This window comes from Micromonospora sp. NPDC050695 (assembly GCF_040654415.1).
In the GTDB taxonomy this organism is placed as follows: Bacteria; Actinomycetota; Actinomycetes; order Mycobacteriales; family Micromonosporaceae; genus Micromonospora.
Genome location: NZ_JBFAHZ010000008.1, coordinates 190,483 through 211,471, shown reverse-complemented (window position 1 = coordinate 211,471; position 20,989 = coordinate 190,483). Strand labels below are relative to the sequence as shown.

General features: G+C 72.1%; 18 protein-coding genes, 1 tRNA gene and 2 pseudogenes. 15 read left to right on the top strand and 6 right to left on the bottom strand.

What is annotated here, in order from left to right:
- Positions 1–236 precede the first annotated feature (236 nt).
- Together AB0H52_RS09060 and AB0H52_RS09055 are read left to right on the top strand one after the other, a co-directional pair.
- The gene (locus tag AB0H52_RS09060) at positions 237–818 is read left to right on the top strand and encodes an NADH-quinone oxidoreductase subunit B (RefSeq protein WP_151493145.1); all 582 of its coding nucleotides are present in this window, start codon (positions 237–239) and stop codon (positions 816–818) included.
- A 35-nt stretch (positions 819–853) separates the two neighbouring features.
- Positions 854–2,170 (top strand): annotated as a pseudogene (locus tag AB0H52_RS09055) (DUF2252 domain-containing protein).
- Between the two features lie 16 nt (positions 2,171–2,186).
- On the opposite strand, the gene AB0H52_RS09050 reads toward AB0H52_RS09055, so the two are convergent.
- Positions 2,187–3,233, bottom strand: a complete 1,047-nt coding sequence (locus AB0H52_RS09050; protein ID WP_151493147.1) for a glucose 1-dehydrogenase — start codon at positions 3,231–3,233, stop codon at positions 2,187–2,189.
- Positions 3,234–3,329: 96 nt separating this feature from the next.
- On the opposite strand from AB0H52_RS09050, the gene AB0H52_RS09045 reads away from it, so the two are divergent.
- Together AB0H52_RS09045 and AB0H52_RS09040 are read left to right on the top strand one after the other, a co-directional pair.
- On the top strand, positions 3,330–4,124 hold the full coding sequence (locus tag AB0H52_RS09045) for an NADH-quinone oxidoreductase subunit C (protein ID WP_151493148.1): 795 nt from the start codon (positions 3,330–3,332) through the stop codon (positions 4,122–4,124).
- Entirely contained in the window at positions 4,124–5,086 is a 963-nt protein-coding gene (locus AB0H52_RS09040) for a complex I subunit 1 family protein (protein WP_139588231.1), read from the top strand. The genes AB0H52_RS09045 and AB0H52_RS09040 overlap by 1 nt, the downstream gene beginning before the upstream one ends.
- Positions 5,087–5,360: 274 nt before the next feature.
- On the opposite strand, the gene AB0H52_RS09035 is transcribed toward AB0H52_RS09040, so the two are convergent.
- Complete coding sequence (locus AB0H52_RS09035) at positions 5,361–6,380, bottom strand: glutathione S-transferase C-terminal domain-containing protein (RefSeq protein ID WP_357946221.1); 1,020 nt, start codon at positions 6,378–6,380, stop codon at positions 5,361–5,363.
- Positions 6,381–6,458: 78 nt separating this feature from the next.
- Between AB0H52_RS09035 and AB0H52_RS09030 the strand changes: the two genes are divergently transcribed.
- The 9 genes from AB0H52_RS09030 to AB0H52_RS08990 all read left to right on the top strand — a co-directional run bounded on the left by AB0H52_RS09030 (position 6,459) and on the right by AB0H52_RS08990 (position 16,182).
- The gene (locus AB0H52_RS09030; protein ID WP_151488727.1) at positions 6,459–6,887 is read left to right on the top strand and encodes an ester cyclase; all 429 of its coding nucleotides are present in this window, start codon (positions 6,459–6,461) and stop codon (positions 6,885–6,887) included.
- A 383-nt stretch (positions 6,888–7,270) separates the two neighbouring features.
- Entirely contained in the window at positions 7,271–7,882 is a 612-nt protein-coding gene (locus tag AB0H52_RS09025; protein ID WP_151488728.1) for an NADH-quinone oxidoreductase subunit I, read from the top strand.
- Positions 7,883–7,907: 25 nt separating this feature from the next.
- Positions 7,908–8,465 (top strand): NADH-quinone oxidoreductase subunit J, encoded by a 558-nt coding sequence (locus tag AB0H52_RS09020; RefSeq protein WP_151488729.1) that lies wholly within the window; start codon positions 7,908–7,910, stop codon positions 8,463–8,465.
- Positions 8,462–8,815: an NADH-quinone oxidoreductase subunit NuoK gene (nuoK, locus tag AB0H52_RS09015; protein WP_151488730.1), complete on the top strand. Its 354-nt coding sequence runs from the start codon at positions 8,462–8,464 to the stop codon at positions 8,813–8,815. The genes AB0H52_RS09020 and nuoK overlap by 4 nt, the downstream gene beginning before the upstream one ends.
- The gene (locus AB0H52_RS09010; protein WP_357946216.1) at positions 8,812–10,746 is read left to right on the top strand and encodes an NADH-quinone oxidoreductase subunit L; all 1,935 of its coding nucleotides are present in this window, start codon (positions 8,812–8,814) and stop codon (positions 10,744–10,746) included. Before nuoK ends, AB0H52_RS09010 begins: the two co-directional genes overlap by 4 nt.
- Positions 10,743–12,251 carry an NADH-quinone oxidoreductase subunit M gene (locus tag AB0H52_RS09005; RefSeq protein ID WP_151488732.1) on the top strand — a complete coding sequence of 503 codons (1,509 nt, stop codon included), beginning with the start codon at positions 10,743–10,745 and terminating at the stop codon, positions 12,249–12,251. Before AB0H52_RS09010 ends, AB0H52_RS09005 begins: the two co-directional genes overlap by 4 nt.
- Positions 12,252–12,306: 55 nt before the next feature.
- Positions 12,307–13,791: a proton-conducting transporter membrane subunit gene (locus AB0H52_RS09000; RefSeq protein ID WP_357946213.1), complete on the top strand. Its 1,485-nt coding sequence runs from the start codon at positions 12,307–12,309 to the stop codon at positions 13,789–13,791.
- 111 nt (positions 13,792–13,902) lie between these two features.
- On the top strand, positions 13,903–14,778 hold the full coding sequence (gene htpX, locus AB0H52_RS08995) for a zinc metalloprotease HtpX (protein WP_151488734.1): 876 nt from the start codon (positions 13,903–13,905) through the stop codon (positions 14,776–14,778).
- 144 nt (positions 14,779–14,922) lie between these two features.
- Positions 14,923–16,182, top strand: coding sequence for an MFS transporter (locus AB0H52_RS08990; protein ID WP_151488735.1), 1,260 nt, complete (start codon positions 14,923–14,925; stop codon positions 16,180–16,182).
- A 72-nt stretch (positions 16,183–16,254) separates the two neighbouring features.
- Here AB0H52_RS08990 and AB0H52_RS08985 read toward each other — a convergent pair whose 3' ends face one another.
- Positions 16,255–17,055, bottom strand: a complete 801-nt coding sequence (locus AB0H52_RS08985) for a MerR family transcriptional regulator (RefSeq protein WP_357946209.1) — start codon at positions 17,053–17,055, stop codon at positions 16,255–16,257.
- Positions 17,056–17,126: 71 nt separating this feature from the next.
- Between AB0H52_RS08985 and AB0H52_RS08980 the strand changes: the two genes are divergently transcribed.
- Positions 17,127–17,654: a dihydrofolate reductase family protein gene (locus AB0H52_RS08980; RefSeq protein WP_357946206.1), complete on the top strand. Its 528-nt coding sequence runs from the start codon at positions 17,127–17,129 to the stop codon at positions 17,652–17,654.
- 568 nt (positions 17,655–18,222) lie between these two features.
- Here the strand turns inward: AB0H52_RS08980 and AB0H52_RS08975 are convergent.
- Positions 18,223–18,717 carry a YajQ family cyclic di-GMP-binding protein gene (locus AB0H52_RS08975; protein WP_151488738.1) on the bottom strand — a complete coding sequence of 165 codons (495 nt, stop codon included), beginning with the start codon at positions 18,715–18,717 and terminating at the stop codon, positions 18,223–18,225.
- A gap of 147 nt (positions 18,718–18,864) precedes the next feature.
- Here AB0H52_RS08975 and AB0H52_RS08970 point away from each other — a divergent pair.
- Positions 18,865–18,948, top strand: a tRNA-Tyr gene (locus tag AB0H52_RS08970).
- Positions 18,949–19,011: 63 nt separating this feature from the next.
- Here the strand turns inward: AB0H52_RS08970 and AB0H52_RS08965 are convergent.
- Together AB0H52_RS08965 and AB0H52_RS08960 are read right to left on the bottom strand one after the other, a co-directional pair.
- A pseudogene (locus tag AB0H52_RS08965) lies at positions 19,012–20,456 on the bottom strand (integrase).
- Positions 20,453–20,653, bottom strand: a complete 201-nt coding sequence (locus AB0H52_RS08960; protein ID WP_357946203.1) for an excisionase — start codon at positions 20,651–20,653, stop codon at positions 20,453–20,455. Before AB0H52_RS08960 ends, AB0H52_RS08965 begins: the two are co-directional and overlap by 4 nt.
- Positions 20,654–20,989 lie beyond the last annotated feature (336 nt).

The window sequence follows — 20,989 nt, the reverse complement described above, 5'->3', positions numbered from 1 at the left end:
GTTGCGCACGTGGGTGAAGAAGGCCGAGACCGGCGCCGGCCGGGCACCACCAGCAGCGACGCCGAACGCCTCCGCGTTATCGGGGGAACCTCAGTGTCCATCCCGGCCCTGCCAGCCGTGCCGGCCGGGCCGGGATGGACGGTGCGCCGAGTCGAGCAGCACGGGTGCTCGCCGCTCCCGGTGAAGCGGCCGGACCCTGTGGTTGACTGTCGGGTGGAGGACAGAAGGGGGCAGGCGTGCAGCTACCGGCAGTGCTCGGTGAGCCGATCCGGTTCGTGCTGAACTGGGGGCGCCGCTACTCGCTCTGGGTGTTCAACTTTGGCCTGGCCTGCTGCGCGATCGAGTTCATCGCGACCAGCATGGGTCGGCACGACTTCATCCGGCTCGGCGTGATCCCGTTCGCCCACGGCCCCCGGCAGGCCGACCTCATGGTCGTCTCCGGCACGGTCACCGACAAGATGGCCCCGGCCATCAAGCGGCTGTACGACCAGATGCCCGAGCCGAAGTACGTCATCTCGTTCGGCGCCTGCTCCAACTGCGGCGGCCCCTACTGGGATTCGTACTCGGTGACCAAGGGCGTCGACCAGCTCATCCCGGTCGACGTGTACGTGCCCGGCTGCCCGCCCCGACCGGAGGCGCTGCTGCACGGCATCCTGCGCCTGCAGGAGAAGATCGCCGCCGAGCAGTCCGGCATCGGCGGCGTGCCGCAGCGGGATCTGCTCGCCGCGCCGCTGGACGCCCCGCCCCGCGAAGCCGCCGCCGCGCGCTCCGTCGACTCGCTCACCGCCCCGCCGGTACGCCCACCCGCCGCCGGTTGACACCGGGGTGGCCGGGCCGGGCTAGCCTGCGCTTCATGAGCAGCTCAGTGGACCAGCGGTCCGCCCACATCATCGACGTGCTCACCGAGGAGTTCGGCGCGTCGATGGCCATCGACCCGGCCGCCTTCCGGCGCAAGTTCCGCAAGATGGCCGCGTCGCCGTTCGCCTTCTACCGGGGCAGCGCCGCGCTGTTCTACGCCGACCAGCTCGGCGACTTCGCCGACGACCGGTTCCTCGACGAGCGGACCAGCCGGGTGTGGATCCACGGTGACCTGCACGCGGAGAATTTCGGCACGTACATGAACGCCTCCGGGCACCTGGTGTTCAACGTCAACGACTTCGACGAGGCGTACGTCGGGCCGTTCACCTGGGACCTGCGACGCTTCGCGGCCAGTGTGGCGCTGCTCGGCTACGGCAAGGCGCTCTCCGACACGGTGATCGGTGAGCTGGTGGCGGGCTTCGCCCGCTAGTACCTGACCGAGCTGCGGGCCATCGCCGCCGGCGGAGACGACGCGATCGGCTCGATCACCCTGGAGAACGCGGACGGGGTGCTGCGCCGGGTCCTCCAGCAGGCGCGGCTCAACACGCGCGTCGACCTGCTCGCCGCGCAGACCACCGTCGACAACTACGAGCGGCGGTTCTCGGTCGGCGACGGGGTCTTCGAGATCGACGACGCGACCCGGGACAAGGTTCGCGCCGCCTTCGAGGAGTACCTGGGCACCCTGCCCGCCGCCGCGGCACGGCTGCGCCCGGTGGCGGCCCGGATCAAGGACGTGGTGCTGCGCAAGGGGGTGGGCATCGGCTCGGCCGGGCTGCCGTCGTACAACCTGCTGTTGGAGGGGCACACCGAGGCCCTGGAGAACGATGTCGTCATCTATATGAAGCAGGCGCAGGTGCCGGCGGTGGCGCGGTACGTCACCGACGAGACGGTCCGCGACTACTTCCAGCACCAGGGGCACCGGACCGCCGAGTCGCAGCGGGCGTTGCAGGCGCACGCCGACCCGTGGCTGGGCTTCACCGAGCTGGACGGGGCCGGTCAGCTCGTCGCCGAGGTCTCCCCGTACGCCGCCGACCTGGACTGGTCGGACGTCAACGAGCCGGAGGACCTGAGCGGGGTGCTCGTCGACCTGGGTCGGGCGGTGGCCCGGATGCACTCGGTTGCCGACGACGAGTCCAGTCACGACCTGGTGGACTACTCCACCGAGGCGGCGATCGTCGCCGCGGTGGGCGCCGACGAGTCGGGATTCGTCACCCACCTGGTGGAGTTCGCGCACGCGTACGGGGTGCGCGCCCGGCAGGACCATCAACTCTTCGTCGACCTGTTCCGCAACGGCCGGCTGCCTGGCATCTGATCCGCCGCGACGTCGCTCAGGAGGCGAACTCCAGCACCACCTTGATGTCGTCCGGCCCGGCGGTGTAGGCGTCGGCGTACCTGTTGACCGGCACCCGGCGGGTGATCAGTGACGAGAGCCAGACCTGGTCGGCGCGGGTGAGTGCCTGCGCGGCCATGGTCCAGTGCCGCCGGTTGGCGTTCACCGAGCCGAACACCACGTTGTTCTCCAGCACCAGGGCCCGGTTGAGCGCTCCGGCGTCGAAGTCGATGCTGCGGCCGCCGCTGGACACGCCGGCCAGGCAGACGATCCCGGTGGGCGCTGCCTTGCACATGACGTCGAGGACGACCGTGGGTGCGCCGGTGCACTCGATCACCACGTCCGGCTCGAACGGCAGGTCGTTGACCGGCACCGCGTGGTACGTGGCGCCGAGTCCGGCGACCAGCTCCGGCTTCGGCCCGTCGGTGGCCCGGTCCAGCACGTGCACGGAGAGCCCGCGCTGGCTGCCGAGCAGGGCGGCCAGCAGCCCGATCGGTCCGGCCCCGGTGACCAGGACGGTCTGTGGCTGCCACTCGGCCCGGTGCCCGATCCGCTCGATGTGGTCCCACGCCTTGGCCACCACGCTGGTCGGTTCGAGCAGCACGCCGACCTGGGCCAGCGCCGGGTCGAGCCCGACCGCGAACCGGGGCTCGATACGCCAGCGGTCGCGGGCGAACCCGGGCAGTGCCTTGATGCCGTGTTCGGTGTACTGACCGTTGCGGCACATGTCCCACTCGCCGACCGCGCAGTTCGGGCAGGGCACCGGGTCGGGATGCCGGACGATGCCGGCCACCAGGTCACCGGGTTGCAGGGTGCCGCTGGAATCCTCGATCACCCGACCCAGGGACTCGTGCCCGATGACCAGGCGGTCCGCCCCCGGCGGCGCCTCGCCGTACGCCCCGGAGATGATCTCGTGGTCGGTGCCGCAGATGCCCACCGCCAGCGCCTCCACCAGGACGGAACCCTCCTCGGCCGCGGGCTCAGGCTGATCCTCGACGAGGCTCAGCGAGTTGGCGACTCCGGGTCTCACAGTGACAGCGCGCACGCCCTCATCTTTCCCCGCCGGCCGCCGCGCCGCCTGGCAAAGCCGGCAGATCGACGGCGGGTCGGCGCGGGTCGGGCCCGCACTAGGATCAGCGGCATGACTCCCGAAGAGGTCGGCGCTCGGCTGGTCGCGCTGCTCGCGCCGGTCGAGGCGACCCCGTCGGTCTCCGGCGGGCAGCGGTTCGCCCGCGCCACCGTCGACGTTCCGCCGGCGACCTGGTCGGAGGCGCTGCGCACGGCCCGCGACGACGACGAGTTGGCCTGCGACTTCTTCGACTGGCTGTCGGCCGTGGACGAGCTGGCCGAGGGCTTCGACGTGGTGGCGCACCTCTGGTCGACGCGGCTGCGGCACGGGGTGTTGCTGCGCACCCGGGTGCCCCGCGACGCACCCACGGTGCCCTCGGTGGTGGACGTCTACCCGGGGGCGGCCTGGCACGAACGGGAGACGCACGAGATGTTCGGCATCGGCTTCACCGGCCACGGGGAGCTGCGACCGCTGCTGCTGCCGCCGGAGTTCGAGGGCCATCCGCTGCGCAAGGAGTTCGTGCTCGCCTCGCGGGTGGCCAAGCCGTGGCCGGGTGCGAAGGAACCGGGCGAGTCGGAGGCCGGCGGTGGCCGTCGGCCGATCCGCCCGCCGGGTGTGCCCGCTCCGGGCGAGTGGGGCAGCACGCCCACCCCGGCGGGCGCGGGCGGCGTGGGGGAGGGCCCGCGCGGCGGCACCCCGGCCCGACCGGCCGGTGAGCGGCCCGCACGGCCGGCGCCGGGGGCCCGTCCGGCGCGTACTCCCCGGCTCGCCGGCACCGCCGACGGCCCGGCGGGGTCCGCGCGGCCCGATCCGGTCGCGGACCCGCCGGCGGCCGACGGCACCGGCGACGACGGGGGTACGCGCTGATGCCGCTCTGGGTGGAGCTGGTGCTGCGGGTGGGCGGTGTGCTGGTCGCGTTCCTCACCCTGCCGCTGCTGGTCGGCCAGACCGAGCACAAGGTGATGGCGCACATGCAGGGCCGGCTCGGTCCGATGTACGCGGGCGGCTTCCACGGCTGGGCGCAGCTGGTGGCCGACGGCGTCAAGTTCGTGCAGAAGGAGGACGTCACCCCGCGCGAGGCGGACCGGGCGGTGTTCCGGCTGGCCCCGGCGGTGGCCCTGGTGCCCTACCTGCTGGTGCTGCTGGTCATCCCGCTCGGCCCGAACGACCTGGTCGGGCAACCTCTGGACATCGGCCTGTTCTTCGTGCTGGCCGTGGTCGGTGTCGGGGTGGTGGCGGTGCTCATGTCGGCGTGGGCGTCGGCCAACAAGTACAGCCTGCTCGGTGGGCTGCGCGGGGCCGCGCAACTGCTCGGCTACGAGCTGCCGCTGGTGCTGGCCGCCGCCTCGGTGGCGATGGCGGCGGGCACGCTCAGCCTGTCCGGCATCGTCGAGGCGTGGCAGCCGTGGTGGCTGCTCTGGCAGGCGCCCGCCATGATCATTTTCTTCGTCGCCGGACTGGCCGAGATCCGCCGGCCACCGTTCGACATGCCGGTGGCCGACTCGGAGTTGGTCTTCGGCTACATGACCGAGTACACGGGGTTGCGCTTCGCCTTCTTCCTGCTCGCCGAGTACGTCGGCATCGTGGTGATCGCCGCGCTCACCACGGTGCTGTTCCTCGGCGGCTGGCAGGGCCCGTTCGCCGACGACCAGCTCGGCTGGCTCTGGACGCTGCTCAAGGTGTTCGCCGTGGCCTTCGTGATCATCTGGCTCCGGGTCTCCTACCCCCGGCTCCGCGAGGACCAGCTGCAACGACTCTGCTGGCTGGTCCTGGTGCCGGCCTCCCTCGCGCAACTGGTCCTCACAGCAGCCGTCCGCGTAGCCCTGTAGCCCCCCGCCCGCGCCTGCCGCGCGCCCGCGCCTGCCGCGCGCCCGCGCCTGCCGCGCGCCCGCGCCTGCCGTGCGCCCGCGCCTGCCGTGCGCCCGCGCCTGCCGCGCGCCCGCGCCCGCGCCCGCCGCATGATCGCGCTCGATCCTGGTTTTAGTGGCCTCGGTGTTCCGGGAGGCCACTACATCCAGGATCTAGCACGATCTTGCGGCGACTCCACCGTCCCGCTCGCCGCAGGCGGGGGCGCGGCGCGGCGCGGGGCTCGTGGGTCTCCGGTCAGCGCAGCGGAGTGTGGGCGGGGTCTACCGGCTCGGCGGGGGGTGGGGGTGGGGTGCCGTCGCCGAAGGGGCGGCCACCCAGCGACTCGCGGCCGTGCGGCGTGAGCCAGTTGGACAGGTCCGGGCCGAGCGGCACGATGCCGGTCGGGTTGATGTCGCGGTGCACCTCGTAGTAGTGCCGCTTGATGTGGTCGAAGTCGATGGTGTCGCCGAACCCGGGGGTCTGGAACAGGTCCCGGGCGTACGCCCACAGCACCGGCATCTCGCTCAGCTTCTGCCGGTTGCACTTGAAGTGACCGTGGTAGACCGGGTCGAAGCGGACCAGCGTGGTGAACAGCCGCACGTCGGCCTCGGTGATCGTGTCGCCGACCAGGTAACGCTGGTCGGTCAGCCGCCCGGTCAGCCAGTCCAGTCGGTCGAAGAGCTGGTGGTACGCCTTGTCGTACGCCTCCTGGCTGCCCGCGAAGCCACACCGGTAGACCCCGTTGTTGACGTCGCGGAACACCACGGCGTTGACCTCGTCGATCTGCTCCCGCAGGTGCTCGGGGTAGAGCTGCGGTGCGCCCTCGCGGTGGTACGCGGCCCACTGTGTGGACAGGTCCAGGCTCATCTGGGCGTAGTCGTTGGTTACCACCTGCCCGGTCGGCACGTCCACGATCGCCGGCACGGTGATGCCGCGCTCGTAGCCGGGGAAGCGCTTGAAGTACGCCTCCTGGATGCGCTCGATGCCGAGCACCGGGTCGCGGCCGTCCGGGTCGAGGTCGAAGGTCCAGCTCCGGGCGTCGTGGGTCGGGCCGGCCACCGCCATCGAGATGGCGTCCTCCAGGCCGAGCAGGCGCCGCACGATGATCAGCCGGTTGGCCCACGGGCAGGCTCGGCTGACCGCCAGCCGGTACCGGCCGGGCTCCACCGGGTACCCGTCGCGCCCGTCCTTGGTGATCCGGGTCGCGATGTACCGCTGGTCCCGGGTGAACTCGCCACCCGGCTCGACGTACTTACCGCCTGTTTGCTCGCCCACGTCGCCCTCCCGGTTCGCGCACTGTCCTCTACCCAATCCTTACGGATCTACGGCTGGGTGTCCGGCTACCCTGCCGAGGTGACGGATGTGGAGGCGGCGGCCCGGCGGTTCATCGCCGACGTGTGGAACTCCCGCCGGGAGGAGTCGGCGTACGAGCTGGTCGCCGACGAGTGCCCCGGGCTGGGCGGGACCGGGCCGGAGGCGACGTTGGCCTGGCACCGCGAGCGGCGGGCGGCCTTCCCGGACCTGCGCTACAAGATCGTGGACGTGGTGGCGGCGGGTGAGCGGGTGGCCGTGCACTGGCGGGCGGCCGGCACCCAGGCCGGGCAGTTCGGGCCGGTGCCGCCCACCGGTCAGGTGGTCAGCTACTCGGGTGCGACGTTCCTGCGCTTCGACGCGGCGGGCCGGATCGTCGAGGTGTGGAGCTGCAACGAGCTGTTCCAGCTGCTTCAGCAGCTCGGCGTCGAGATGCTCCCACCGGCCGTGGTCAGCGGACCCGGGGCGTGATCCGGCTGATCGGCAGGTTGATCGGGAAGGGCTCGCCGGTGTCGACGAACGTCGTCCACCGCCCCGTCTTGGTGTAGACCTCGTTCACCGCGTCGATCCGGTAGGTGACGACCTCCAGCGCGCCACCCTCCGTCTCGATCCGCCAGTAGCGCTGTCATGAGATGTGCCGCGACCCACTGGTGCGAGGTTCGAGGAGGCGCTGGCATGAGCAGAATGCCGTCGGGGAGTCTGTCGAGACCATCGGTGGTCCAGCCGCCGGCCGGGGTGTGAAACATGTCCAGTTCGGTCGTCATCGATTCTCCGCGCGGTTCGCGCTTCCCGGGTACACCCTGGGGTCGTCGACCTGTGGGTGGTGGTCGCGCGCGCCGAGGCCACAGGGCAGGATGGTCGACATGAGCGACCCCAGCGAGCGCGGTGACGCCAGCGAGCGCGGCCTTCCCGGCGCGGGCCTGGTGAAGGGGCTGGCGGTCACCCTCAAGACGATGACCAGCCGCTCGACCACCCAGCAGTACCCGGACGTCGCCCCCGAGCTGCCGCCCCGCTCGCGTGGCGTGATCGCGCTGTCCGAGGAGAACTGCACGGTCTGCATGCTCTGCGCCCGCGAGTGTCCGGACTGGTGCATCTACATCGACTCGCACAAGGAGGAGGTGGCGGTGCCGGGTGCCGCCCGCCCCCGCCAGCGCAACGTGCTCGACAAGTTCGACATCGACTTCTCGCTCTGCATGTACTGCGGTATCTGCATCGAGGTCTGCCCGTTCGACGCGCTCTACTGGTCACCGGAGTTCGAGTACGCCGAGTACGACATCAAGGACCTGCTGCACGACAAGGACCACCTCGGCCAGTGGATGGCCACCGTCCCGCCGCCGCCGGCGCACGACCCGAACGGCGAGCCGGCCAAGGAGGAGACGTCCGCCGCCCGCAAGGCGTCCGCCGCACGTCCGGCCCCTTCATCGGTACGCCCGGAGCCCGACGTCGACCCGGGTCCCGCCTCGTGAGCGCCCGAGCCGCTGGGGTGGCCCGGTGACCGGGGCGGATGTGCTGCTGCTTGCGCTCGGCGCGGTGGCGGTCGGTTCCGGCGTGCTGGTGGTGACGACGAAACATCTGGTCCGGGCCGGTCTCTACCTGGTGGTCTGTCTGGGCGCGCTGGCCGGTGACTATCTGGTGCTCGGCGCCGAGTTGGTGGCCTGGGTGCAGGTGCTGATCTATGTGGGCGCGGTGGTGGTGTTGCTGCTGTTCGCGGTGATGCTGACCCGGGCGCCGATCGGGGCCTCCGACGACCTGGACCGGCCCGGCTGGCCGGCCGCCCTGATCGGGGGCGGCGCGGGGCTGGGGTTGACCGTTCTGCTGGTCGACGCGTACCGGTGGGGCACGGTCGAGCTGCCCGGTGCGGGCAGCGCGGAGCGGCTGGGGGAGCAGATCTTCCAGTCCTGGGTGCTGCCGTTCGAGGTGCTCTCGGTGCTGCTGCTGTCGGCACTGGTCGGCGCGGTGGTGTTGTCCCGCCCGGACATCGGCCGCCCTCGCCCGGCTGACAGCACGGCCCGCAGCGGGGTCGACGTGACGACCGGGGGTCGCCGGTGAGGCCGGTCATCCCGTACGTCACCGCCGCCCTGCTGTTCGGCCTCGGCGTGTACGGCGTGCTGCGCCGCCGCAACGCCGTGCTGGTGCTGATGGCGGTCGAGTTGATGCTCAACGCGGTCAACCTGATCCTGGTCACCGCCGACACGACCGCCCGCGCCGTGCTCCCGCACTCGGGGCAGGTCTTCGCGCTGTTCGTCATCGTCCTCGCCGCCGCCGAGATCGGGGTGGGGCTGGCGATCGTCCTTCAGCTCTACCGGCTGCGGGCCACCGTGGCGGTGGATGAGGTGGCGTTGACCGAGCCTGCCGTGTCGACGCGGACCGTCGGCCAGGATGTGGAGGCGGGCCGGTGACGGGTCTGCTCGGGGCGTTGCTGCCCGCCGTACCGCTGGTCGCCGGCCTGCTCGGCCTGCTGCTGCCACCGGCCCCGCGGCACCGGGGTGGTGCGGCCGGCGGGGACCGTGCCCGGACGGCCGCCGTGACGCTGGGGGTGGCCGGCGCGGCCGTCGCGTTGGCGCTGGCCGTCGCGCTGCTGGTGACGGTCGACGGTCCGACGCAGACGTCCACCACCTGGGTCGACATCGGCGGGCTGATGGTGACCCTGGGTGTCCGGCTGGACGGCGCGGCCGCACTCGTCGCGGTGGCGGTCACCGCGGTCGCCCTGGCCGTGCAGGTCTACTCGATCGGCTACCTGCGGCGCGGCCCGCACGACGACGTCGACGTCGACCACCGCTACCCGCCGTACGCGGCGCAGATCAGCCTCTTCACCGGCGCCATGCTGCTCGTGGTTGTCGCCGGTGACCTGATCATGCTGCTGGTCGGGTGGGAGGTGATGGGCCTCTGCTCGTACCTGCTCATCGCCCACGACCGCCGACTGGCCGGCGCACCCGCCGCCGCCATGAAGGCGTTCCTGGTGACCCGGGTGGGTGACGTCGGGTTCCTGCTCGGCATCGCCCTGCTCGGCGTGTCGACGGGCAGTTTCCGGATCACCGACGTGCTCACCCACGACCACTCCGGCGCGACGTTGACGGCCGCCGGTCTGCTGCTGCTGGCCGGGGTGGCCGGCAAGAGCGCGCAGTTCCCGCTGCACACCTGGCTGCCGGACGCGATGGCCGGCCCGACGCCGATCTCCGCGCTGATCCACGCGGCGACGATGGTCGCCGCCGGCGTGTACGCGGTGGCCCGCCTCTATCCGCTGTTCACGGCCGCGCCGGTGACGCTGACCGTGCTGGGGGTGCTCGGCGCGATCACCCTGCTGCTCGGTGCGCTCGCCGCCACCGCCCAGGACGACATCAAGCGGGTGCTGGCCTGGTCGACCGTCTCCCAGTTGGGCTACATGACCGGCGCGCTGGCGGTCGGTTCACCGTCGGCGGCGCTGTTCCACCTGCTCACCCACGCCGCGTTCAAGGCGCTGCTGTTCCTCGCCGCCGGCGCGGTGATCCACGCCGTGGGCACCACCCTGATGTCGGAGATGGGCGGCCTGCGGCGCAGCATGCCGGTGACCTTCTGGTGCACGGTGGTGGGCCTGGGCGCGTTGGCCGGTGTGCCGCCGCTGGCCGGCTTCTGGAGCAAGGACGGCGTGCTGACGGTCGCCGAGTCCGCCGCGCTGGAGGGCACCGGCCCGGCGCCGTCCTGGGTGGGCTGGCTGGTCTGGATCGCCGGGCTGGTCGGCGTGGCGGTCACCGCCTGGTACGCGGGCCGGCTGCTGCTGCGGGCCTTTTTCGGCGAGCCCCGGCTGCCGCTGGTCGCCCCGCACGACCCGCCGGCGCTGCTGCGCTGGCCGGTGCTGCTGCTGGCCGTGCCGGCCGCGCTGCTCGGCCTGGCCGGTTTCGTCGGGGCGTTCGCCGACCGGCTGCGGTTCGCCACCGTGCCGGTGGCGGGCTCCGAGGACGGGCTGGTCCACGTCGGGCCGGAGGCGCTGCTGCCGTTGGCGCTGCTGGTGGTCGGGGCGGGGCTGGTGGCGGTGGGCTGGCGTCGGGACACGGCCGCCGATCCGGCGTCCGCGCTGGGTCCGCTGCGGCCGGTCTTCGCCCGCGCGTTCCGGCTCGACGACGTCCAGCGCACCCTCGTCGTACGCCCCGCCCGGGCGCTGGCCCGCGCCGCGCGTACCGGCGACGAGGTGGTGGTGGACGGCGCCGTCGAGGGCAGCGGGCGGGCCGCGTCCGGTCTGGGTGCCGGGCTGGCGGCGCTGCACCGGGCCGCGCTGCCCCGGGCCGCCGCCGGTGTGCTGGCCGGCGCGCTGCTGATCGGCCTGGCCGCCGCCCTGATCGGAGCCAACCGATGACCGTTGGACAGGTGTTGCTGGTGGCCGTCCTGGCGGTGCCGGCGCTGGGTGCGGTCGCGGTGGCGGCGACACCCCGGGACCGGGCGGCCCGGCTGGTCGGCACGATCGCGGCGGCGTTGACCCTGCTGGCCGCCGTGCCGTTGGTGTTCGGTGGGCGGAGTTGGGTGGCGTGGTCGGCGGGCGAGCCGGCGGTGCGCCCGTGGCACCAGCTCGACCTGCCCTGGGTGCCCGGCCTCGAGCTGCGTTTCCATCTCGGTGTCGACGGCATCTCCTGGCCGTTGGTGGTGTTGACCGCGCTGCTCACGCTGCTCTGCTGCGCGTACACGATGTGGCGGGTGCCCGACGGCGGCAGCGGCCGGGCGTTGGTGGCGCTGCTGCTGGTGGTCGAGGTGGGCATCCTGGGCACGTTCCTCGCCCTGGACCTGGTGTTGTTCTTCCTCTTCTTCGAGGTCGTCCTGCTGCCGATGTACGCGATCATCGCCGGCTGGGGTGGCCCGGACCGGCGTCGGGCGGCCCGCAAGTTCACGCTGTACACCCTGTTCGGGTCGGTGTTGCTGCTGGTCGGCGTGTACGTGGTGGTCGCCGCCGCCGGTACCGCCGACGTGGTGGCGCTGACCGGGGGCGACGGGTTGTCCCGGGGTACCCAACTGGCCGCGTTCACCCTGCTGGCGTTGGCCTTCGCGGTGAAGAGTCCGCTCTGGCCGCTGCACTCGTGGCTGCCCGACGCGCACACCCAGGCGCCCACGGTGGGCAGTGTCGTGCTCGCCGGGGTGCTGCTCAAGATGGGCACGTACGGCCTGATCCGGGTGGCGGTGGGCGTGGCGCCGGAGGGCGCGCGCTGGGCGGCCCCGGTGCTGGGCGTGCTGGCCGTCGCCGCGATCCTCGTCGGTTCACTGGTGTGCCTGGCCCAGGCGGACGTCAAACGGCTGATCGCGTACTCCAGCGTGGGGCACATGGGGTTCGTGCTGCTGGGCGTCGCCACGTTGACCGCCACCGGCATCCAGGCGGCGCTGATCGGCAACGTCGCGCACGGCGTGATCACCGGACTGCTGTTCTTCCTGGCGGGTGCCGTGAAGGACCGTACCGGCACGGGCACTCTCGCCGAGCTGTCCGGGCTGCGGGAGACCGCGCCCCGGCTGGCCGGCCTGCTCGCGTTCGCGGCGGTCGCGTCGCTCGGCCTGCCCGGGCTGGCCGGCTTCTGGGGGGAGGCGTTCGCGGTGGTCGCGGCGATCCAGCGGGGCGGCCCGCTGTGGACGACCCTCGGGGTGCTGGCGGCGGTCGGCGGCGCGCTCACCGCCGCGTACTTCCTGCGGCTGCTGCGCCAGGTCACCCACGGCCGGCCGAGTCCGGCGGTCGGCGGGGTCGGTGCCGGCCTGGCCGGTGCGGAGCTGACCGCGTGGGTGCCGCTGGTGCTGCTGGCGTTGGCCATCGGACTGGCACCGGCTCTGGTCCTCGGCGTCGCCGAGGCGCCCGTCGACGCCCTGATCGGGGTGGTGTCCCGGTGAGCGCGAGGAGTGCGGCGAAGCGGAGCACCGCGGTCGTGAACGAGGGCAGGCGCAGATGAGCGTGGTGCAGAGCGTGGACAGCGTGGCGCTGCTGCCGGCCTATCTGGCCGCCGGCACCGCCGTACTCGTGCTGATCACCGACCTGCTGCTGGCGCGGCCTCGGGTCACGGTCGTGGTGGCCGGGCTGGGCGCCCTCGGCACCGCGGTCGGCGCGGCCCTGGTCGGCGCGGCCGGCGAGCGGCGGACGTTCTGCGCCGGCGCCGACTGCTCCTGGGTCTTCGGCGGACGCGCGGCCCTGGTCGGTGCGGTGGTGGCGCTGCTGACGCTGGGCGTGCTCGGGTTGTCCGCACCCGCGCTGCGGGCCGGGCGGTCGCCGGTGGGGGAGTACTGCTTCCTGCTGGCCTGCTCGATGACCGGCGGCGTGGTGCTCGGCGCGGCCGGCGACCTGATCACCCTGATCGTCGCCCTGGAGACGCTGACCCTGCCGCTGTACGTGCTGGTGGGCCTGCGTCGGGGGAGCCTCGCCAGCGCCGAGGCGGCGGTGACGTTCTTCGTGGTCAGTGTGGTCGCCACCAGCGTGACGCTGCTCGGCGCGGCGCTGCTCTACGCGGTGACCGGCGGGCTGCACCTGGATCGGCTCGGCGCGCTGCTGGCCGAACGACCGGACCTGCGGGACCTGCCGCTGACCACCGCCGCGGTGGCGTTGCTGCTGGTCGGGTTGGCGTTCAAGGTGGCGGCGGTGCCGTTCCACGCCTGGGCGCCGGCCACCTACGACGGGGCGCCGCTGCCGGTGGCCGCGTACCTGTCCACGGTGTCGAAGCTGGGTGGGCTCGTCGCGCTGCTGGCCGTGGTGCAGCGGGCGCTGCCGGCCGACCAGACCGGCCCGGTGCTCGCCGTGCTCGCCGTGCTCACCATGACCGTCGGCAACCTGGTCGCGCTGCGGCAGCGGCGTACCGTCCGGCTGCTCGCCTGGTCGTCCGTCGCGCAGGCCGGTTACATCCTCGCCCCGCTGGGCGCGCTGGCGTTGGCCGCCGGCCGCACCGGTGAGGCCCGCTCGGCGGCGTACGCGGCCGCGGTGGCGTACGCCGTGTTCTTCGTGCTGCTGGAGCTGGCCGCGTTCGCGGGGGTGACCGCGCTGCGCCCGGTGGGGGCGGCCGGCGGCACGCTCGACGACCTGCGTGGGGCCGCCCGCCAACACCCGTGGCGGGGTGCGGCGCTCGGTCTCGCGCTGGTGGGTCTCGCCGGCCTGCCGCCGGGGTTGGCCGGGCTGTTCGCGAAGGTGACCGTGGTCCGGGCGCTGCTCGACGGTGGCGCCGGTTGGCTGGCGCTGGTGGTGGCGCTGAACGCGGTGATCGGGCTGGCGTACTACCTGCGCGTGACCGCGGCCCTGTGGGCGCCGTCGACGTCGCCGACGGCCGCGGGTGGCGCGGTGGGCGTACCCCTGGTGGGTGTGGTGGCGGTGGTGCTGGCGGTGGCCACGGTGGCCGCCGTGGTGGTCGGTGTCGTCCCGCAGTTGGTGCTCGACCTGGCCGGGCGCTGACCTGCCGATCCAGTCTCAGTGAACTCTCAGCGTTGAGACGGATGGTTGACGGGTACCGGGTTGTTGGACCGGTCAGCGGATCCCGGCGATCCGTGCACCGAAGGAGAGATCGTGCACCACAACCGTCTGAAGACCGCCGCGCTGCTCGGCCTGCTCACCGCCCTGATCCTCGCGGTGGGCTACGGGTTCGGCGGCAGTGGCGGCCTGGTCATCGCCGTCCTCATTTCCCTGGTCATGAACGGCATTTCCTACTTCTACTCCGACAAGCTCGCGTTGCGCTCGATGCGCGCGCAACCGGTCAGTGAGGCGCAGTTCCCCGAGCTGTACCGGATGGTCCGTGAACTGGCGGCCGAGGCCCGGCAGCCGATGCCGCGGCTGTACGTCAGCCCGACCGCGCAGCCCAACGCGTTCGCCACGGGTCGTAACCCGCAGCACGCGGCGGTCTGCGTGACGCAGGGCATCACCGAGATCCTCGACTACCGCGAGCTGCGCGGCGTGATCGGCCACGAGCTGTCGCACGTCTACAACCGCGACATCCTGATCTCCAGCGTGGCGGCCGGTCTGGCCGGCATCGTCACGTTCCTGGCGAACATCGCCTGGTTCATCCCGCTGGGCGGTGGGGACGACGAGGATTCGCCGAACCCGGCCGTGCTGCTGCTGACCCTGATCCTGGGTCCGATCGCGGCCACCATCATCCAGCTGGCGATCAGCCGGAGCCGCGAGTTCCAGGCGGACGCTTCGGGTGCCGAGTTGAGCCGCGACCCGCTGGCCCTGGCCAGCGCACTGCGCAAGATCGACGCCGTGGCCCGTCGGCGCCCGCTGCCGGCCCAGGGCACGCTCACCAGCACCGCCCACCTCATGATCGCCAACCCGTTCTCCGGTGGCGCGGTGGCCGCGCTCTTCGCCACCCACCCGAAGATGGAGGACCGGGTCGCCCGCCTGGAGCGGATGGCCGCCAACTCGGGGCCGGTGCAGTTCCAGCGCTGACCCGCTGATCCTCACTCCGCCCGTACCCGGTCGCCCCGGCTGCGGGCGGAGTGCTGTGTCGGGGCCGATATCCGGTACCTGGGGGCAAGCGTCGGCGTTAGGGTCGTAACGGCTCACGCTCATTACATCCTTGGGAGGTTCACGGTGGCCGCGCTGCGTCAGTACCTGGGTGTCTGGCGGATCCCCGGCGCGCCGATGCTGCTGGTCACCGGCATCATCGGGCGTCTCGGGATCGGCATGACACCGCTGGCGCTGCTGCTGGTGGTCGAGCAGGTGACCGGGCGGTACGCGCTCGCCGCCGTGGCGGGCGGCATCTACGCCATCGCCGGTGCCGCGCTCAGCCCGGTGGCCGGGCGGGTCGCCGACCGGGTCGGCCCCAGCCCCGTCCTCCTGGTCACCGCCGTGGCCCACCCTCTGGCGCTCACCGGGCTGCTGCTGGCCAGCCGGTCGGGCGAGGACGCCCTCGCGGCCATCTACCTGGCGTCCGGCGTCGCCGGGGCGACCTACCCGCCGCTCACCGCCGCCATCCGCGGCGCGTGGAACGAACTGACCAGCCCCGCCTCGGGCCGCTCCGCCCTGCGCAACACCGCGCTCGCCGCGGAGACCACGCTGTTCGAGATCGTCTTCGTGCTCGGCCCACTGCTCGTGGCCGGCTTCGTGCTGGTCGCCGACGCGGCGGCGGCCCTGATCGGAGCGGCCGTGGTCACCCTGGTCGGCACCACCGCCGTGGCCCTCGGCCAGGTGATGCGCGGCTGGCGGCCGCACCCCCGCGAGCACCAGGCCCGAGGGCTCGGCCCACTGCGCGTCGCCGGCTTCCCGGCCCTGCTGGTCTGCGTGGCCGGCCTCGGCATCGCGTTCGGCGCCGCCGGCGTGACCGTTCCGGCGTACGCCAGCGACTACACCACCGACGATCCGGAGAGCCTCGCCGGGCTCCTGCTGGCCGTGTGGGGGATCGGCAGCGCCGTCGGCGGGTTCTGGTTCGGCGTCCGCCGTCCGGCACCGAACATGACCCGGCAGTTCGCCGGGCTGCTCGCCGCGCTGGCCGGCACCTTCGTGGTGTTCGCGGTGATGCCCACACCGCTGGCGCTGGGCATCGCGCTGATCGTCGGCGGTGCCACCATCGCTCCCGCGCTGACCCTGGAGAACACCCTGGTCGGGCGGATCGCCCCGACGGGCATGCTGAACGAGGCGTACACCTGGGTGGTCACCGTCGCGGTGGCGGCGAGCGCCGCCGGCGGCGCGGGGGCCGGCCTCATCGTGGACCACGCCGGCGGCGTGCCGTGGGCGTTCCTGTTCGCCGGGGCGGCGGTCGCCGTCGCGGCCGGGGTCGCCGCGCTGCCCGCCGGGCCCATCGCCCGCGCGGAAACATCGGCGGTACGCGCCGAAGAGCCGGTCGCCGTCTGATCAACTCGGGTTCCTGCACACCGCGGTGTGCCGCCAAAGCGGATGCCCCGACATCAGGAACCCGGGTCGATCTCAGCGTGCCGCGGGGATGGGCGGCGGATCCGGAAACGGCAGCGGGCACCATGAGGTGCCGGCGCAGTCCACCAGGTCGTCGCAGCCGGCCTCGACAGCCGCCCGCAGGGTGTCCCGGACGGCTGTCAGGTCGACCAACCTCCGCTCCACCTCGGCCAGCTTCGCCCTGGCCCGGGCGGGCAGGCCCGCACCCGGCTCGTGCCGCCCCGCGTCGAGCAGGTCGGCCACCTCACCGAGGGTGAAACCGAGGCGCTGGGCCGTCTTGATGACCCGCAACCGGGTGACCGCGTCCGCCGGGTACAGCCGGTGCCCGCCGGGTGAGCGCCGAGGCGCGCTGAGCAGGCCGCGACGCTCGTAGTAGCGCAGGGTCTGCGGATTCACCCCCGCCGCGGTCGCCAGCTGACCGCTGCGCAACCAGGGCGCGTCCGGCGCCGGCGTGCCGCCTCCCGTTGGGGTGCCGCCGCTTCGCACCCGTTCGGTGAGGGCGTCGAGGATGCCGACGTGCGAGGCCGGCACCCGCGCCTCCATGGTCACCGCGTCCGGGCCACTCCGGGTCACCTCGAAGGTGAAGAACGAACAACACGCCGACTCCCGGGCGGCCAGGTCCCGTGCGGAGCGCTCCGCCTGCTCCGTACCGGTCAGGTGCAGCCGCAGGCGTTGCGCGGACGGCCGGTCGAACCACCGGACGGCCTCGGCGAAGAAACTGTCAAACTCGGCGAGGCGGACCGGCCGCTCCGCCGTGGGTAGGCTGCAGGATTCAGGAACCCAGGCGTCGTCCGCCACAGGGCGTTCGTCGGTCACCATCCGACGGTAAGCCCGTACCCGGGTACCGGTTGCAAGCCGCAGCCTGACCCGTCGACGGGAGGGGAACCATGGCCAAGCTGCTCTACTCGGCGACGGCATCGCTCGACGGCTACATCGCCGGCCCCGGCGGGGACATGTCCTGGCTGACCGAACACCTCACCGGCGACAACCCGACCGCGGACCGCCTGCTGGCCAACGTCGGCGCGATCCTGGCCGGCAACCGCACCTTCGGCGGCGACGACCCGAACCGCGGCACCGAGAGCGAAGGCGCCTTCGGCGGCCAGTACCACGGACCGGTGTTCGTCCTGACCCACCGGCCGCCGCCCGAGCCATCCGCGGATGTCACGTTCGTCGGCGACCTGCACAACGCCGTCGCACAGGCCAAGGAGGCCGCCGGCGAGAAGTACGTGAACATCCTCGGCGCGGACGTCGCCAAGCAGTGCCTCCGCGCCGGGCTGCTCGACGAGATCCTGATTTTCTTCGCGCCGGTGCTGCTCGGGGACGGCGTACGGATGTTCGACGACCCGGGCGGGGAACAGGTACGCCTGGCACCGATTCCGGGCGAGACCGCACACTGGTACACCGTCGTCCGCTGAGGTCCGGTGGCCGCGCCTGCCGAAGAGCCGGGCAGCGGTGCGCGGGGCACCCGCGCGGACCGGGAGTTCGACGATGATGGCCGGATGGACCGCTTCGGAGATCCTGAGACGGTGGTCGGCCTCCGCATGACCACCCGTCAGTGGCGCCACCTGGACGGCGCACTCGACAGCGAGATCAGCGTCGCGGCAGAGAACGGTGATCTTCGCCAGGTCGTCTCGGCGGCGAGCACCATACGCAGAGCGGGGTGGAGGCAGATCGCTCACTGGATCCCCGATGTTCCCGGCTCCGGAGACTGGCCGCCGGACGACGAGGAGATCGTCGTCCATCTGTCCCGTAGGACTGGGCGCTGGCCGCCGAATGCGCCGCGCACTGGGCCGCTGTCGCCGGCACCGTGGGGCACGAGCAGGAGGCCGCTGTGCTGCGAACCGTCCAGGCTCTCGTCGTCGATGGGCTCACCGCCGGATCAGCCTGATCGGTATCCCGTCTCCGACACTGCCCGACCGCCCCGGACGTTCACCCGGGCAACGGGACGTTGGCCGGCCTGGCCACCAGGCCGGCCGCTCGCCGTCAGCGGTAATTGGTGAACTGGAGGGCGACGCCGAAGTCCTCACCCTTGAGCAGCGAGATGACCGCCTGGAGGTCGTCGCGCTTCTTGCCGGTGACCCGCAGTTGGTCGCCCTGGATCTGAGCCTGGACACCCTTGGGACCCTCGTCGCGGATCTTCTTGCTGATCGCCTTGGCCTTGTCGGTCTCGATGCCCTGGATCACCTTGCAGTCGATCTTGAAAACCTTGCCGGACGGCCGCGGATCGCCAGCGTCCAGCGACTTCAGCGAGATGTTCCGCTTGACCAACTTCTCCTTGAACACGTCCAGCGCAGCGGCGACCCGCTCCTCGGTCTCCGCCTGAAGGCCGATCGCCTCCTCGCCGGACCAGGAGATCTCCGCGCCGGTGCCACGGAAGTCGAACCGCGTTGCGAGCTCCTTCTCCGCCTGACGGAGGGCGTTGTCGACCTCCTGGCGGTCGACCTTGCTCACGATGTCGAACGACGGGTTCGCTGCCATGCTGATGCTCCTGCTGTCCGGCGGTCTGGGCCTGTTGTCGGCCACCGACCAGCGGCACGACCCCCTGACCGTACCCGGTTGCACCAGGCCCGGGGGGAGCCGCTATCCTTGCTTCCGCCGCCGCGTTGCGACGCGGTGGGGTGCCCTGGCGGGTTGCCCGAGCGGCCAATGGGAGCGGACTGTAAATCCGTCGCGAAAGCTACAGAGGTTCGAATCCTCTACCCGCCACCAGGTGCGCAAAGAGGCCCCTGACCAGCGTGAACGCCGGTCAGGGGCCTCTTTCGTGAGTCTCACTCAGTCCGACTCTGTCCCGCTCGATCTCGCGGGTCGCGTCGTATTCGCGTCGGCGTTTTCCGTGCCGCCTAGCGCGGCCTCGATCCGGCGGCGGGCCGCTTCCTCCTGGCCGTAGACGCACTTTGCGTAGACCCGCATGAGGACGTGCACGCTGTGTCCGGCCCACTCGGCGACCTGGGTGGCCGGCACCCCTGCGTTGAGCCAGAGCGACACAGCGGCGTGCCGCAGGTCGTACGGCCGGCGAGCCAGCGGGGATCGCTGCTGTGCGGACGTGAGCACCTTGATCCGTGCGTCGCGCCACGCCTTTCCGTAGGTGTTGTTCGGGATCGGCTGACCGGCGGTAGGCACGTACCGGCCACCGGGCCGCGCCGGGTGACGAACAGCTTCCCGTTCGATCCGGGCGGGTACTCCTTGACGTGGTGGTCGAGCAGCCGCGCGAGCGGCGGCGGCACCGGTACATCCCGCGTGGCGGTCGTCGCTCGGTGCTTCAACCCTCGTTCCTCGGCCGTGTCGTCCCCGTCGCCCCAGTCCCGACCCACGGCCACCGTCGAGCCGGTCAGGTGCAGCACGCCCCACCCGTCAGGCTTAGCGGGCCGCTCGTACTCGTCTTCGCGCAGGTGCAGCACCTCTTCGGGGCGTAGGGCGGAGTAGTACATGCATCCGAAGAACGCTTCCAACTCGGGCACCGTTCGGCCGACTTCGGCGAGCAGCGCTCGCGCCTGATCGGGGTTGACCACCGCTCCCCGGTCGATCTCATCGGCCGTCTTCGGGGCGGTCCAGCTCACCAGGGTCATTGGGTGCGTGTCGAGTAGTCGCAGCTCAACGGCGTACTTGAGTGCGCCGGAGAAGACTGCCCGCTTACGGGCGATCGTGCTTGCCGAGGCGGGGGCACCATCCATCCGGAGGGCGAGCGTGTCGAGCGCCTTCCGCACCAGGGCAGCGTCGGCGAGCGCCATCAGATCAACGGTGTTGGCCTTGAGCCAGCGCACGGCGGCGGCCAGGTGAGCGGGCGGGTCGCCAGCGTCGCGGCGAGCTTTGTTGAAAACCCACCCGTAGAGCGCGTCCCGTAGCGCCTTGTCGCTGGGCACGCCCCGGTCCGTCGACAGCAGAGCCGGTGTGACGGTGGCCAGCGTCTCGGCGATGCCCTTGCGATGCTTCGCCGACGCGCGGGGCCACTTCACGTCGACGTACGCCACGGCGTGCGCGTACCACGATCGCGTGTTGAGCGCCCGCGCCATCGGCTCAGGTAGCCCACTGGCCTCATGGAACGCCACGCCTTCCCGCTGCGCGATGATCAGCTTGGCGCGAAAGCTTTCGGCAAGCGCTCGGGTGGCGTAGGTCTTCCGGAACGGCTTCTTCGCGACGAACCAGCGGACGGAGTAACTGGGCTTCTTCTGGCTGCGGTTCGGAAGGATGCTCCACACCCGCACGTCGTAGCTGCTCATGCTGCCTCTTCGTGGTCGTTGATCCAGTTGTCCAGGTCGCGGCGGCGGACGTACAGGCTGCCGTTCGGGTACTTGATCGTTCGGGGTGCGCGGCCGGTGGCCTTCCAGCGGAAGAAGGTCGACCGGGGTACGCGCAGTTCGTCCAGGACTTCGGCGAGGGAAAGCAGGTTCCCGGTGGGGGTTCGGCGGCTGGTCATGGGCGGGTGTCCTCCCTCGGGGTGGCTTGGAGGTAAATGCGCTGGAACAGCGGGGATCGGCGGTCGGGGTAGGGGGCGGCTGACCTGGTGGATGTGCAGCACGCGGGCGATGGCGTCGAGCGCTGCGGCTGTTTCAGCGGGTGTGCCGTGCAGCCTGATTCGCACGGTGAGCGCCTTCCGGTCGGTGCGGGTTGCATGTTGGAGGGTGGGCTAGGCGATGCGGCAGAAGGGCGTAGCACGGCCCGCTGAGAGCGCCGTAGAGGCAAGATCCGAGGCGTCCGGGTGTAAGGCGTAGGGCGTGGTGCTCTCAGGCGCTCTCAGTAGGCCGTTTCCGGG